At 56.5% G+C, this 15,695-nt stretch carries 11 protein-coding genes; 7 read left to right on the forward strand and 4 right to left on the reverse strand.

Translation table 11 applies throughout. The annotated features are described in order from the left end of the window. The first annotated feature begins 311 nt into the window (after window positions 1-311). From E3W21_RS23565 to E3W21_RS23585, 5 genes are all read left to right on the forward strand, one after another. Complete coding sequence (locus E3W21_RS23565) at window positions 312-1,028, forward strand: ABC transporter permease (RefSeq protein WP_129438555.1); 717 nt, start codon at window positions 312-314, stop codon at window positions 1,026-1,028. A gap of 20 nt (window positions 1,029-1,048) precedes the next feature. After that, a complete protein-coding gene (locus tag E3W21_RS23570) occupies window positions 1,049-1,957 on the forward strand; it encodes a glycine betaine ABC transporter substrate-binding protein (RefSeq protein ID WP_134422029.1) in 909 nt (302 codons plus the stop codon). A gap of 12 nt (window positions 1,958-1,969) precedes the next feature. Beyond that, window positions 1,970-2,623 (forward strand): ABC transporter permease, encoded by a 654-nt coding sequence (locus tag E3W21_RS23575; RefSeq protein WP_008148960.1) that lies wholly within the window; start codon window positions 1,970-1,972, stop codon window positions 2,621-2,623. After that, entirely contained in the window at window positions 2,620-3,777 is a 1,158-nt protein-coding gene (locus E3W21_RS23580) for a betaine/proline/choline family ABC transporter ATP-binding protein (RefSeq protein ID WP_046045813.1), read from the forward strand. The genes E3W21_RS23575 and E3W21_RS23580 overlap by 4 nt, the downstream gene beginning before the upstream one ends. Window positions 3,778-4,297: 520 nt before the next feature. Further along, window positions 4,298-5,461, forward strand: coding sequence for a type III PLP-dependent enzyme (locus E3W21_RS23585; RefSeq protein ID WP_033058084.1), 1,164 nt, complete (start codon window positions 4,298-4,300; stop codon window positions 5,459-5,461). A gap of 44 nt (window positions 5,462-5,505) precedes the next feature. On the opposite strand, the gene E3W21_RS23590 is transcribed toward E3W21_RS23585, so the two are convergent. The 4 genes from E3W21_RS23590 to E3W21_RS23605 all read right to left on the reverse strand — a co-directional run bounded on the left by E3W21_RS23590 (window position 5,506) and on the right by E3W21_RS23605 (window position 10,480). Continuing rightward, window positions 5,506-6,384 carry a hypothetical protein gene (locus E3W21_RS23590; RefSeq protein ID WP_134422030.1) on the reverse strand — a complete coding sequence of 293 codons (879 nt, stop codon included), beginning with the start codon at window positions 6,382-6,384 and terminating at the stop codon, window positions 5,506-5,508. A gap of 46 nt (window positions 6,385-6,430) precedes the next feature. Then, window positions 6,431-8,650 (reverse strand): alpha-xenorhabdolysin family binary toxin subunit A, encoded by a 2,220-nt coding sequence (locus E3W21_RS23595; protein WP_134422031.1) that lies wholly within the window; start codon window positions 8,648-8,650, stop codon window positions 6,431-6,433. A 397-nt stretch (window positions 8,651-9,047) separates the two neighbouring features. Continuing rightward, window positions 9,048-9,803 (reverse strand): tetratricopeptide repeat protein, encoded by a 756-nt coding sequence (locus E3W21_RS23600; protein ID WP_134422032.1) that lies wholly within the window; start codon window positions 9,801-9,803, stop codon window positions 9,048-9,050. Further along, entirely contained in the window at window positions 9,800-10,480 is a 681-nt protein-coding gene (locus E3W21_RS23605) for a Fe2+-dependent dioxygenase (protein ID WP_129438563.1), read from the reverse strand. The genes E3W21_RS23600 and E3W21_RS23605 overlap by 4 nt, the downstream gene beginning before the upstream one ends. Before the next feature lie 206 nt (window positions 10,481-10,686). Here E3W21_RS23605 and E3W21_RS23610 point away from each other — a divergent pair, with 206 nt between their 5' ends. Next, window positions 10,687-13,023 carry a TonB-dependent siderophore receptor gene (locus E3W21_RS23610; protein ID WP_134422033.1) on the forward strand — a complete coding sequence of 779 codons (2,337 nt, stop codon included), beginning with the start codon at window positions 10,687-10,689 and terminating at the stop codon, window positions 13,021-13,023. A 132-nt stretch (window positions 13,024-13,155) separates the two neighbouring features. Continuing rightward, a complete protein-coding gene (locus E3W21_RS23615) occupies window positions 13,156-15,684 on the forward strand; it encodes a sulfite reductase flavoprotein subunit alpha (protein WP_134422034.1) in 2,529 nt (842 codons plus the stop codon). Window positions 15,685-15,695: the final 11 nt, after the last annotated feature.

Below are 15,695 nucleotides of genomic sequence, written 5' to 3' on the forward strand. Positions count from 1 at the left end.
GATCTTGTTTTTTTTAAGACCACCGAAGTTCAAAATCAAAAGATCGCAGCCTTCGGCAGCTCCTACGGTGGCTATTTGCTGTTAATTATGGAACCTTTTAAAAGGTGCAGACGTCCACTCCCCTGTTACGGCACTCGTATCAGGGGCTGAAAAATCAGCAAGTTGGCCTGACGAGGCTGCGCTTATGGCTCGATCTCATGCGGTTTCATCAGCATGAAGAGCTGCTTCTCGCGAACGTTGTTATCCCGGCAGCCAGGAATGGCATTGCCACACGGGACTGCGTTCGCCGACAAAGAAAAAGGAGTCCGCCTGTGGCTATTCGCTATGGCAAGGGGCTGATAGGAGGTGCGGTTGTCGTCGCCCTTCTGGCCCTGCTGGTCCACTGGATTGGCATCAACACGATCGAACATTACCGCGACGATTTGTTGTTTTACCTGCAAGCCCATTTGATTCTTGTCCTTGTTTCCATGCTGGCCGCCCTCATTGTGGGCATTCCCGCCGGCATCTTCCTCAGCCGCCCGACCATGGTGGGCCGCGCTGAACGCTTCATGCAGATCTTCAACATCGGCAACACCGTGCCGCCTCTCGCCGTACTGGCCATCGCCCTGGGCATCCTCGGCATCGGCAGCGGCCCCGCGATCTTCGCCCTGTTCCTCGCCTCGCTGTTGCCGATCGTGCGCAACACCTACGAAGGCCTGAAAAACGTTCAGGGTTCGCTCAAGGAAGCGGCCGTCGGCATCGGCATGACACCGACTCAGGTGCTGTGGCGGGTCGAACTGCCAAACGCGGTGCCGATCATCATCGGTGGCGTGCGCGTGGCGCTGGCGATCAACGTCGGTACCGCACCGCTGGCGTTCCTGATTGGCGCCAACAGTCTGGGCAGCCTGATTTTCCCTGGCATCGCCCTGAACAATCAGCCGCAACTGCTGCTCGGCGCGGCTTGCACCGCGTTGCTGGCCTTGCTGCTCGACGGCCTGGTGACACTCGCCAGCCGCCTCTGGCTCGAACGCGGCTTGCGCCCGTCTTAAGCCTCGGCAAAGGAATCTCTATGAAAGCTCTTTTTTTAAAAGGCAGTAGCTTAATTTTAGGCTGCGCCCTGCTGTTCGCAGGATTTGCCCAAGCCGCTGAAAAACCCGTGATCCGCATCGGCGCCCGGGTGTTCACCGAACAAACCCTGCTGGCGGAAATCACCTCCCAATACCTGCGCACCAAGGGTTACGACACTCAGGTGACCGGCGGTCTGGGCAGCAACCTGGCCCGCAGCGCTCACGAAAGTGGTCAGCTTGATTTGATGTGGGAATACACCGGCGTTTCGCTGGTGGCTTACAACCACATCACTGACAAGCTCGACAGCGCTCAGTCCTACGCCAAGGTGAAAGAACTCGACGCGAAAAAAGGCCTGATCTGGCTCACCCCGTCGAAATTCAGCAACACCTACGCCCTCGCCCTGCCAGAAAACACCGCGAAGGCGTATCCGCAGATCAACACCGTCAGCGAGCTGAACACGGTGATGCAGGCTGAGGCGAAGACCAATCACCTCGTCGCCCTGGACACCGAGTTCGCCAACCGCTCCGACGGTCTGGACGGCATGGTCGACCTCTACGGCATGAACCTGACCCGCAAAAACATCCGCCAGATGGACGCCGGGCTGGTCTACACCGCCCTGCGCAATGGTCAGGTGTTTGCCGGTCTGGTCTACACCACGGACGGTCGTTTGAACGCCTTCAAGCTGAAACTGCTGGAAGACGACAAGCACTACTTCCCGGACTACACCGCTGCGCCGGTGGTGCGTCAGGTTTACCTCGACACTCACCCGAAACTCGCCGAAGAACTCAAGCCGCTGGCCGAACTGTTCGACGACGTCACCATGCGCCAGCTCAACGCGCGGGTCGATGTCGATCACGAAAGCCCTTCATCCGTTGCCGCCGATTTCCTGCGCCAGCACCCCATCAAATAAGGAGGAAAAGACATGGAATTTCTGAACGCCTTTTCCCATCTAGACTGGCCGCTGGTCCTGCAACTGACCGGGCAGCACATCACCCTCGTCGGTATTGCCGTGACCCTGGCGATTCTGGTCGGCGTGCCGCTGGGCATCCTGATGACGCGCTTCCCGACCCTCGCCGGCCCCTTGCAAGCCAGCGCCACGGTACTGCTGACCGTGCCGTCGATTGCGCTGTTCGGCCTGCTGCTGCCGTTCTACTCCAAGTTCGGCCAGGGCCTGGGCCCGATGCCGGCGATCACCGCGGTGTTTTTGTACTCGCTGCTGCCGATCATGCGTAACACCTACCTCGCTCTGACCGGCGTCGATCCCGGCATTCGCGAAGCCGCCCGTGGCATCGGCATGACCTTCGGCCAGCGCCTGCGCATGGTCGAGCTGCCGATCGCGGTGCCGGTGATCCTCGCCGGTGTGCGCACCGCCGTGGTCATGAACATTGGTGTCATGACCATCGCCGCGACCATCGGTGCCGGTGGCCTCGGTGTACTCATTCTCGCTTCCATCAGCCGCAGCGACATGTCGATGCTGATCGTCGGCGCCGTGCTGGTCAGTCTCCTGGCCATCTTCGCCGACCTGCTTCTGCAATGGCTGCAACGCACGCTGACTCCAAAAGGACTCCTGAAATGATCGAACTTCAAAACCTCAGCAAGACCTTCCAAAGCAACGGCAAAGATGTGAAAGCCGTGGACTCGGTAAGCCTGACCGTCAATGAAGGCGAGATCTGTGTGTTCCTCGGGCCATCGGGTTGCGGCAAAAGCACCACGCTGAAAATGATCAATCGCCTGATCAAGCCGACCTCCGGCAAGATTCTGATCAACGGCGAAGACACCACTGATCTCGACGCGGTGACCCTGCGTCGCAACATCGGTTATGTGATCCAGCAGATCGGTCTGTTCCCGAACATGACCATCGAGGAAAACATCACCATCGTTCCGCGTCTGCTGGGCTGGGACAAACAGAAATGCCACGACCGCGCCCGCGAGTTGATGAGCATGATCAAGCTGGAACCCAAGCAGTACCTGAATCGCTACCCGCGTGAATTGTCCGGTGGCCAGCAGCAACGGATCGGCGTGATTCGTGCCTTGGCGGCGGATGCGCCGCTGTTGTTGATGGACGAACCGTTCGGCGCGGTCGACCCGATCAACCGCGAAATGATCCAGAACGAATTCTTCGAAATGCAGCGCGCGCTGAACAAGACCGTGATCATGGTCAGCCACGACATCGATGAAGCGATCAAGCTGGGCGACAAGATTGCGATCTTCCGCGCCGGCAAGCTGCTGCAGATCGATCATCCGGACACGTTGCTGGCACACCCGGCGGATGATTTCGTCAGCAACTTCGTGGGTCAGGACAGCACGCTCAAGCGTTTGTTGCTGGTGAAAGCCGAGGACGCGGCGGACAACGCACCGTCGGTGAGCCCGGAAACCCCGGTGGCTGAAGCGCTTGAGTTGATGGATGAACTCGACCGTCGTTATGTCGTAGTCACCTGTGCTGACAACAAGGCACTGGGTTATGTGCGTCGTCGCGATCTGCACCGTCAGACCGGGACTTGCGCGCAGTATCTGCGTGAGTTCAACGCCACCGCGGCGTACGACGAGCATTTGCGCATCCTGCTGTCGCGCATGTACGAGTTCAACCGCTCGTGGCTGCCGGTGATGGATGCCGAGCGGGTGTTCCTCGGGGAAGTGACCCAGGAATCGATTGCCGAGTACTTGAGCTCCGGCAAGTCCCGTGGTGGCAAGACCAGCATTGTGTCGCCGGCTGAGACTGCGGTGGCCTGACCGACGCCTTCGCGAGCAAGCCCGATCCCACATTGGACCTGTGATGTGCATGCAATCCATGCATCAACACAAATCCCCTGTGGGAGCGGGCTTGCTCGCGAATGGCAGCACCACATATCCCGCCTGAAACACCTCAAATATCCCCTCTACGGGAACATCACACTGTCATGCAGGTCGGTTACATCAGTAGCTGTCCGGGACCGCACGACGGATGCGTGTAAAAACGCGACATTTTTTGTTGATCTCAAGCCCCTCACGCCCTAAAGTTCGCGCCGAACGTCCGTGCTGGAAACGATCCATCCGGCTCAAGTACTGACGACGAGACAGCAAGGCCAAGGGAAAGCACCGCTTCCCATGGCCTTTTTGCTTTCGGCGACATGCCTTGGGAAGTAGGCGAACCAAAGTGGGGATACGGAGGACGTTCAGGAGGGTGTGTCATCAATGAAATCACGAGTGATTTCATTGATGACACACCCTCGCACCCATTGATTAATCTAGTTTGCCAGTAGGAGTTCCCAGCATGTCGATCAACGTCGAAGACTATTTCGCGCGCGATACCTTCAACAAGATGAAGGCCTTCGCCGACAAACAAGAAACCCCGTTCGTGGTGATCGACACCGCGATGATCAGCCAGGCCTATGACGACCTGCGCGCCGGTTTCGAATTCGCCAAGGTCTACTACGCGGTCAAGGCCAACCCGGCCGTCGAAATCATCGACCTGCTCAAAGAGAAAGGCTCGAACTTCGACATCGCTTCGATCTACGAGCTCGACAAAGTGATGAACCAGGGCGTCGGCCCGGATCGCATCAGCTACGGCAACACCATCAAGAAATCCAAAGACATTCGCTACTTCTACGAGAAGGGCGTGCGTCTGTATGCCACCGACTCCGAAGCCGACCTGCGCAACATCGCCAAGGCAGCACCGGGTTCGAAAGTCTACGTGCGCATCCTCACCGAAGGCTCGACCACCGCTGACTGGCCTTTGTCGCGTAAATTCGGCTGCCAGACCGACATGGCCATGGACCTGCTGATCCTCGCTCGCGACCTGGGCCTGGTGCCGTACGGCATCTCGTTCCACGTCGGCTCGCAACAGCGCGACATCAGCGTCTGGGACGCGGCGATCGCCAAGGTCAAAGTGATCTTCGAACGCCTGAAAGAAGAAGACGGCATTCACCTGAAGCTGATCAACATGGGCGGCGGCTTCCCGGCCAACTACATCACCCGCACCAACAGCCTGGAAACCTACGCTGAAGAAATCATCCGTTTCCTCAAGGAAGACTTCGGTGACGAACTGCCGGAAATCATCCTGGAACCGGGTCGTTCGCTAATCGCCAACGCCGGCATCCTGGTCAGTGAAGTGGTGCTGGTCGCCCGTAAATCCCGTACCGCTGTAGAGCGATGGGTGTACACGGATGTGGGCAAGTTCTCCGGCCTGATCGAAACCATGGACGAAGCCATCAAGTTCCCGATCTGGACCGAGAAGAAAGGCGAGATGGAAGAAGTGGTCATCGCCGGCCCGACCTGCGACAGCGCCGACATCATGTACGAAAACTACAAGTACGGTTTGCCGCTGAACCTGGCGATTGGTGATCGTTTGTACTGGTTGTCGACCGGTGCTTACACCACCAGCTATAGCGCGGTTGAGTTCAATGGCTTCCCGCCGCTGAAGTCGTTTTACGTGTAAGCGATATCACAAGATAGAAGGTCCATGAAAACATGGACCTTTTTTTATTTCCGCAGCCATGACTCAACGTGGTCCATCATCGCCATACATTCATTAGCGCCCTCAATAGTCGCGCCCAATTTGAAATTCAACTCCCCTAGTCTGGACACACTCTTTGCCCGCAACAGCTCGTTGATCGCGCCCTCTATACGTTGATACATTTCCTCGATGAACAGCCCCATCTGCGAGTTAACAGAAGCGAACCCATCAAATAACACTGCAATATCGGCCTTATATTCTGCTGCCCTGACCACAGCGTCCCTGGAAGAATAAGCGAAGTCCCAGACAGGTGCAGTGTTATTCTCGCGAAACAACTCTTCCGCAACAGTCGGTTGTGGATGGCAATTACAGGATCGATGGTCCATCGCCCGCGTGAATACTGATTTCAGTCCAAACGACTCACCATACAGCTCCGTAATCGTATATTTCAGTTGTCGTATCTCATTTTTTAGCTCATCAAATCGAAGAAACAACTCGTGAACCAAGTCTCGTACATCCTTTGGCGGAAATAACTTCCAGGTCGGGGACCTGGACAAACTGTACAACCTGAAATCCACTTGACCAACGGGTTCGTTCCTGGAAGTTTGCTTGGTAATTTCTAAAGATTCGCGGGCAAACGTTACGAGATCTTCAATATAAGTTCTGCATAAACGCTTGACTTCTTCAGTGCGCCCCCAAAGCGCTTGTAGAGATCGCGTATTAAACGGTGCATTGTTCAAGCGCGAATCCTTGGCCAGAACCGCCAGTTGATGGCCGCTGTTTCTACGGCGCTCAAATGCAACCGGTATACTGTTGAATGTCGGCTGCAGGGAACCAAGGAAATTGGTGTAACGATCTAATACACGCCGCTGCGCCGCGGTAAATTCATTGGCAAGTCTACTCATCTTTCATTTTAGAAGGGGTGGGCGTACGGCCCACCCCCTCGACTCCTTATGACTGCTGAATAGTCTTCATGTATTTAACAACGTCTGAGATCCAGGCAATTGCGGTATCCGCTCGCAACTCGACGGGCAGCGACTTATCTTGCTTGAATTCGCGAGAGAACTTTTCAACGTCGGCAACCAGATTCGAAAATTCATTCACGTATTCCCAGCGCCCATCGTCCAGCTTGTCCAGCGTCTGTACCAATTCAATCTTCCCATCAATCTGGGCGATATCTTTAGTGTGTTTTTGCGACTGCACTCTCAGATCGCCCGCTTTATCCTTGAGCCTGTTGTACGCCGCCAGCATGTTGAGATACGAAATGGCCTCGCCAATACCAGAGATCAATTTTTTGATCGTATCAACGGCCAACAATGCGACTTGAATCTGTGGCGGCGCCATACCCAGTGCTTTTAGATTTTCCAGTGATAGCTGCGCCTCTTTACCAATTTTTTCGACTCCTGCTTTCCCGATCAAGTCAATCGCCTCGGACACGGACTTCATCTGCGCTGTCAGCTCCGCCAATTTTTCTTCGGATTTGGTTTTTAGCTCTTCAGCGAATGCCCGATCCTGCTGCAGCGAAACAACCCATTTTTCCGAGGCAGTTCTGTCATAAGGAGAGCTGATACTTGCATGAAAACTTTTTAAATCTTCAGTTTGTGCGGACATTGCATTGAATACAATTTTGAGTTCCGCCTCCATATCCTCACGAACCTCGTCCACATCGTCCGGATACTCAAGCTCTGCCTGATAGGCTTTCAGTTTTTTCTCCGCACGTTCCAATTTGATACTGTTTGTCTGCGCCTGTCTGCGCAGATCAGACGTTGTCTTATTGATAGTCATCGCCAGACTATTCATTGTTCTGACAGTACCAGGCAAGTAATCGTATTGTTCGACGAGCATTTGTGCAGTGGTGTTCGTTCCTTGCACCGCGGCGTCATGGCCACGCAAGTTCGCCATATTGAAAACTGAATTATCCGAATTATTAAATAGCGAAAACATCTGCACCCTACTCCTGAAAGTCAAACGATTATTCTCATATTCCTTATCTGCCTCTGCGAACACAGCCAGCAATTGATCAGAACTTACTTTTATCTGCTCCCAAGGATCAATGATACTGAGTATCTGATTTTTAAATCGCCGCAAAGAAGTTGCCTCCTCCAGCTTATCGACCTCTTGGACAGATGCATTGATATAAGTAGCCAACGCATTCCATACCAGCATAAGATTTTGAGTCGCGACTTCAGCCTCGATCGCAACGTAGCTCAGATTCTGAAGGTCATCCCGCACCTTGTTCAAGGAGTTCAGTGTCTGGCTTTTACTGGCCATTTTTTGATTAGCGGCTTGTTGCCCTTCCTTCAGTTTATTTCGTTCACTGCGTATCTTTTCAGCCTTGACACCCTGATAGATGCCGAGAATCAACCCGCCAATATTGAGGGTCGCTGCCGACTTGATCGCTTCCTGTACCAGTTGGTCATATTGCTTATTGAGCTCATCAATCTCTTTCGAGCGTTGGTCAATTTCAGCTTGCAGGACCTGAATATCAGCCTGATACGTATTTTTGGAAACAAACTCTAATCGCAACTTTATTTCCGGCAACACTTCCGCGCGCATATCAGTGCCAAAGCTATCCAGTTCGGCTCTAACCCTCTCGGCCTTGTCATGACATAACTTGACCTTCGCCAGCATGTCATTGAGGTATGCCTTGATGTCTGGAACATCACCCTCAGGCAAGCCAAGATCGGGAAGATTCGGAATCTTGGCTTTAAGTTTCTGATACTCCTCCGGCGTGTTGATATTGTGCTCTTCCAGATATTTCGATGCTTTGAGATCCTCATAGACCTCTACAATTCCTTTGCCAATCCTGATAATGCTACCACCGAAAACTTTAAGGTCGGTGCCTGTCAGCATTATCTTCTCGCGCAATGGCGACCAGCGTTTAGCATGATCATATGTCATTGTGAATGTGCGTAGAAAATCCCTGGACTTAAGTCCCACACGCCCTTCATCACCTGCGCCATAATTTAAATACGCAATAACATCTTGCAGCCGAACAGGAAGAGACAACCCTAAAGTTTCATACTTCCTCAGACTGACAATCTGCTGTGCGGTCAGCTGCATTCCGGGCTCCCGGCTATATACCTCACCATCGCCAGTTGACGCTTCCACAAATACTTTGGGCGCTTTCGCCGCTGCTTGGACGATCTTATCGTCCACCTTGAATTCCATTAGAGACTCCTTGTCTTCTTCGGATGTATATAAAATTTATGTTTCCATCGATACTGACGAGTGTTTACTCCACTCAATTACAGATATCGCGCAAAAAGACTTTAATACAGCACCACAGTTACCCACCAGAGTTCAAATATATAAAATTAAGACAAACCACAAGAGAAACATCGCCTTCACCCGACTTGACGTCATGACTTAAAGATAAACCCCACAAACTTACTGGCCGAATCACTCACTTAAACAACAACGGCAAAATCCCGACGGATACTTTATCGCCAGACCTTTATGTCATAGGAACCAAGATAATAAGCCTTGTTGTGCGGTGCTCTTTATTGCGCAACCCTGCGTATCAAGGCAACTTCGCTATTAAGAAGATAGAAGTAACGATAAACCGTTACAGGCCGGCCAGCTGGGAAAATCGCTGCCGGTAAGCATCAGCCATCTCACGAATTTGCGGATGATGTGCGTCTAGTAATGACTCACTGCTCACCCGCAAGAAATTCACATTCCCCCCGACCAGCGCCTTGCGCAACCAGCCAAGTGCTTCATAGACTCGCCCCTCATCGGCCAGCACCGCCGCGTAACTGAACTGCCCCCGAAAATCCCCACCTTCGGCAGATCGCTGATACCACTGCCGTGCCGCGAGTGGATCAGCGAGGCAAACCTTGCCATCTTCCAGATAACGCCCCAGGAGGTTCATCGACTTCGCATGCCCCAGCTCAGCCGCCTGGCGATACAGGTTCAGCGCTTGCAACTGATCCTCGATCACCCCGCGCCCGGTGGCCAGCAGGTTGGCGTAGTTGTACATCGCCCAATCCAGTCCGGCGTCGGCGGCCTGGCGGTAATGAACAACGGCAACGGCGGCGTCGGCAACGCATCCCCAGCCATGCTCATGACAACGACCGAGCATGTTGCGCGCCATCAAGTGCCCGCCCTGGGCGGCGATCTCGAACCAACGCAAGGCCAGCGGCTGATCCTGCTCGATACCCTGCCCGTCCAGCAGAATCTGCCCGAGCAAGGCCTGAGCATCGAGCACGCCTTCGCGGGCAGCGATCAGAATCGCCTGTGCCGCGCGCGCCGGGCTTTCGTCGAGCATGGATTTGAGACGATCACCGTCGAGGACTTCCTCGCGGCGCAGTCGATAACTCATACCTCGACCCAGCGACGCAACAGGTTGTGATAAGTACCGGTGAGGCGAATCAGCGAAGGGTGATCGGGCATGTCCTGGGTCAGCTGCTGGATCGCCCCGTCCATCTCGAACAGCAAGGCGCGCTGACTGTCTTCGCGGACCAGGCTTTGGGTCCAGAAGAACGAGGCGTAGCGAGTGCCGTGCGTCACGGCGTTGACCTTGTGCAGGCTGGTGCCGGGGTACAGAACCATGTCGCCGGCCGGCAACTTCACCCGTTGGGTGCCGAAAGTGTCCTGGATTTCCAGTTCACCGCCGTCGTAGTCGTCCGGCTCGCTGAAAAACAGAGTGGCCGACAAATCGGTGCGCACTCGCTCGAGGCTGCCTTTGGGCTGGCGCACGGCGTTGTCGATGTGAAAGTCGAAACTGCCGCCGGCCGTGTAACAGTTCAGTAACGGAGGAAAGACCTTGTGCGGCAACGCGGCCGACATGAACAGCGGATTTTTCCACAGCCGTTCCAGCATCGCCGCGCCGACTTCCTTGGCCAGCGGATGACCTTCAGGCAGCTGCAGATTGTGCTTGGCCTTGGCCGACTGATAACCGGCGGTGATTTTGCCGTCGGCCCAATCTGCCTGCTCCAGAGCCTCACGGATGCGCTGCACTTCTTCTTTCGCGAACACGCCGGGAATGTGCAGCAGCATGGGATGACACCTGAAGACAAAGAGGCGGCAATGGTATTGATTCTTATTGACTCTGTAAAACCCCTGTGACGAACGAGACAGCAAAAACCGTAAGGGTAAATTGTAAAGAATGTAAATTCCTCGCGAATAGTAACGTTTCGCAATTGATACAAATACCTGTTTACCCTATATTCCGCGGCCTCAAATCCTTGGGGAGGGGAATTCTCATGTCACGCCAACAACCACAATTACCGGTCAGTTCACCGCGTTTGCTCGCGTCTGCAATTGGCGTGGCGATCACTGCCAGCTCTGCGGGCCACATGGCTTTCGCGGCTGAAAAGACCGACGAAAAAGCACCGAGCAACGTGATTTCCCTGGGCGCTACCGCTATCACCGGCGAGACCCAGGACGAGACTTCCTACAACGTCGAAAAAGCCTCCTCGCCCAAGTACACCGCACCGCTTGTGGACACGCCGCGTTCGATCACCGTCATCCCGCAACAAGTGCTCAAGGACACTGGCGCCCTCAACATGCAGGACGCCCTGCGCACTGTTCCAGGCATCACCTTCGGTGCCGGTGAAGGCGGCAACCCGCAAGGCGACCGCCCATTCATCCGCGGCTTCGATGCCCAGGGCGATACATATCTGGACGGCGTGCGCGATACCGGCTCCCAGAGTCGTGAGATCTTTGCCGTAGAATCGATCGAAGTCAGCAAGGGCCCGAACTCGGCAATCGGCGGCCGTGGCGCTGCTGGTGGCAGCATCAACCTGGTGAGCAAAAAGGCGCACCTTGGCAATTCGCTCGATGGCGGTTTTACCTGGGGTTCCGACCAGACCCAGCGTTACACCATGGATGGCAACTATCAGTTCACCGACACCGCCGCTGGCCGTCTGAACCTGATGAGTCACGAAAGCAACGTCGCCGGCCGTGACACTGTCGATTACGATCGCTGGGGTATCGCACCGTCGCTGGCCTTCGGCCTGGGCACCGACACTCGCGTCAACCTCGACTACTACCACCTGGAAAGCAACGACACGCCAGATTCCGGCATTCCATACAGCATTCCGGTCGCAAGCTCGACGGCTCGCACCAAGTCCAACCCGGACAAGCCTGACGATGGCGGCGACAGCAGCAACTTCTACGGCCTCGACGGCCGCGACTTCCGCAAGGGTCGCACCGACACCGCAACCATCGCCATCGAGCACGATCTGAGCGACGCGCTGACCGTCAAGAACACCCTGCGCCACGGCACCAGCATGCAGGACTACATCCTGACCCAGCCGGACGACAGCAAGGGCAACGTCAACAACGGCAGCGTCTGGCGTCGGGCCAACACCCGGGTCAGCAACACCGAAACCACCACCAACCAGACCGATCTGTTTGGCGACGTCTACATCGCCGGATTCAAAAACAGCTTCTCTACCGGTATCGAGTTGAGCCGCGAGGAAAGCGAAAAGTCCTCGTATAACGTCAACACCGACACCACCCCGAGAACAGCTGCCGCGACCACCAACTGCTCGCCGGCGTTGATTGGTGCGCCGAGCGGCTACAACTGCACCTCGCTGTCCAACCCGAACCCGAACGACCCATGGAACGGTGCAATCTCGCGTAACTACGCTGGCACCGACACCAAAGCCAACACCTATGCGCTGTATGTGTTCGACACGCTGGAGTTGTCCGAGCAATGGCTGGTGAACATGGGTCTGCGTTATGACCATTTCGACACCCAGTACCGCACCTTTGACAGCGCAGGGGCGACTGTCCTAAACAAAGGCGTACCTGCAAAAGGCAAAGACACCAGCGAATTAGTCACCGGTCAATTCGGTGTGGTCTACAAGCCGGCCGAAAACGGTAGCATTTATGCGTCCTACGCGACTTCTGCCACTCCACCTGGCGCCACCCTCGGCGAAGGCATGGACGGCAACCCGCTGGGTGGCACGGTTGATCGCAACAAAGATGTGCTCAAAAGCGACATGGAGCCGGAAACCACCAAGAACTACGAAATCGGTACCAAGTGGGACCTGCTGAACGATCGCCTGTCGTTGACCGCCGACATCTTCCGTACCGAGAAAGAAAACGCTCGCGTTCAAGTCGACACAACCGCCTATGAAAACGCCGGAAAAACCCGCGTTCAAGGTATCGAACTGTCGGCCAGCGGCAAGATCACCGACAAATGGCAAGTGTTCGCCGGTTACGCATACATGGACAGCGAGCAGGTCGATGGCGGCCCGCTGAACCGCGCCACCGAAGGCAACGAGCTGCCTAACACACCGAAAAACAGTGCCAGCTTGTGGACGACTTATCAGGTCACGCCGAAGCTGACCATCGGTGGCGGTGCGTTTTATGTCGATGATGTGTTCGGCAGCGTGGCCAACACCACCATGGTTGATTCCTACGTTCGTTACGACGCAATGGCCGCGTACAAGCTGAGCAAAAACGTCGACCTGCAACTGAACGTACAGAACCTGACCGATGAAACCTACTACGACAAAGCTTTCGCGACCCACTTCGCCAACCAGGCGGCGGGCCGTACGGCATTGCTGAGCACCAACTTTCACTTCTGATAGAAGCGTGAAGACCAGGGCCCCGTTCATCCAGGTGAACGGGGCTTTTGTGCGTAAAAAAGAATGTTTCTCGACAACCCACGGCATAATGCGCGCCGTGATCATTATTTTCGAACGAACAAGGCGAGCGACGTGTTGAAGAAAACCCTGTTCCAGTTGCACTGGTTTTTCGGCATCAGCGCCGGACTGGTCCTGGCCCTGATGGGCATCACCGGGGCGACGGTGTCGTTTCAGGATGAAATCCTGCGCGCGCTGAACCCTTCTGTGCTGCAGGTCGAGAAGCAGGTCGCCGGCGTCCTGCCGCCCGCCGAACTGGTGGAGAAAATCGAGGGTGCATCCGGCAAAAAAGTCGCGATGCTCTGGGTCGAGACCGACAGCGGCAACGCCGCGCGGGTGTCCTTTACCCCGCCACCGGGCGAGCGCCGTGGGCAGATGCGCTACTTCGACCCGTACACCGCCGAGTTCATGGGCGACGCCACTGGCCAGGATTTCTTCGGCCTGATGCTGCAACTGCACCGCTTCCTCTCCATGGGCGATAGCGGTCGGCAGATCACCGGTGCCTGTACGCTGATACTGGTGTTCTTCTGCCTGTCCGGCCTTTACCTTCGCTGGCCGCGTCAGTGGAAAAGCTGGCGTGCCTGGCTGACCCTCGACTGGAAGAAAAAGGGCCGCAGCTTCAACTGGGATTTGCACTCCGTGGCCGGTACCTGGTGCCTGGTGTTTTACCTCCTGGCAGCGCTCACCGGGTTGTCCTGGTCCTATGAGTGGTACAACAAGGGCCTGACCCGATTGCTTTCCGACTCACCGCAGAACGAGCGCGTTCGCGGCGGTCGCGGCCCGGCGCCAAGCGGCCCGGCCCCCACCGCCGACTACGCCGCGATGTGGAGCAGCATCTACAGCGCCGCCGGTCCGGCACTGAGTGCCTACAACATCCGCATGCCACCCGTGGCCGGACAATCGGCCACCGTGTTCTACCTGTTGAACACCTCACCCCACGACCGTGCGCTGAACCAGATCACGCTGGACCCGGCGACCGGCATCGTCGCGCGGCATGATCGCTACAGCGACAAGAGCCTCAAGGCGCAACTGCTGACAAGCATTTACGCGCTGCACGTCGGCAGCTATTTCGGAATCCTCGGGCGGATCATCCTGACGATTAGCGCACTGACGATGCCACTGTTTTTTGTTACTGGCTGGTTGTTGTACCTCGATCGTCGACGCAAGAAAAAACAGATCAAGGAGGCCCGCAAAGACCTCGCACAACCGGACAATGCCGCACCGGCGTGGCTGATCGGCTTCGCCAGCCAGAGCGGCTTTGCCGAGCAACTGGCGTGGCAGACCGCCGGGCAATTGCAGGCTGCGGGCCTGCCGGTGAAGGTTCAGCCGCTGGCGGATGTCAGCGAGCAGGATCTGCGTGATTCCGGCAATGCGCTGTTCGTGGTCAGCACCTTCGGCGACGGTGAAGCGCCGGACAGCGCCCGGGGGTTTGAGCGCAAAGTGCTGGCCCGGACGTTGAGCCTGGAAAGCCTGAACTACGCCGTGCTGGGCCTCGGTGATCGGCAGTATCAACATTTCTGCGGTTTCGCTCGACGCTTGCACACATGGCTGGGCGAGCACGGCGGCAAGACCCTGTTCGCCCCGGTGGAGGTCGACAGCGGCGACCCTTACGCCTTGCGTCACTGGCAGCAGCAACTGGGTCTGCTGACCGGACAGGCGCCCGTGGACACCTGGCAAGCACCAAGCTACGACAACTGGACCCTGACCCGCCGCGAACTGCTCAACCCTGACAGCACGGGTTCTGGTGTGTACTTGCTGGGCCTCACCGCCCCCACCACCAGCAGTTGGCTGGCCGGTGACCTGGTGGAAGTGTTGCCGCGCAATTGTCCGTGGACGATCGAACATTTCCTCGATGGCCTGGGCATTGACGGTCGCGCCACGGTTGCGCTCGGTGGCCTGTCACAACCGCTGGAGCAAGCCCTCGCCAGTCGACAACTGCCGGAAAACAGAGCTCACCTGGTCGGCCTGCATGCCCAGGCGCTGGTGGATGCGCTGGTGCCCTTGGCCATGCGCGAATACTCCATCGCCTCGATCGCCGCCGATGGCGTACTTGAACTGATCGTACGTCAGGAACTGCATCCCGACGGCAGCCTGGGCGTCGGCTCCGGCTGGCTGACCGAACACGCCCCGGTGGGCGGCACCATCAGCCTGCGCGTACGGCGCAACAGCGGTTTCCACCTGCCGGTCGAGCCAGTGCCGATGATCCTGCTGGGCAACGGCACCGGCCTGGCCGGGCTGCGCAGTTTGCTCAAGGCACGGATTGCCGATGGGCAGCAGCGTCATTGGCTGTTGTTCGGCGAACGCAATCGCGAGCATGACTATCTGTGTCGCGATGAGCTGGAAGAATGGTTGATTTCGGGCGATCTGGAGCGGCTGGACCTGGCGTTCTCGCGGGATCAGGCCGAGAAGATCTACGTACAGGATCGACTGCGCGAGTCGGCTGGGGAGTTGAAGAAGTGGCTGGCTGAGGGTGCGGTTATTTACATCTGCGGCAGCTTGCAAGGGATGGCTTCAGGCGTGGATCACGTGCTCAACGAAATACTCGGAATTGCAGAGGTTGACCGCCTGATCGAGCAAGGCCGCTACCGCCGCGACGTCTACTGACCCTCCTGTGT

Source organism: Pseudomonas sp. F01002, from assembly GCF_004402115.1.
GTDB lineage: Bacteria > Pseudomonadota > Gammaproteobacteria > Pseudomonadales > Pseudomonadaceae > Aquipseudomonas > Aquipseudomonas frigoris.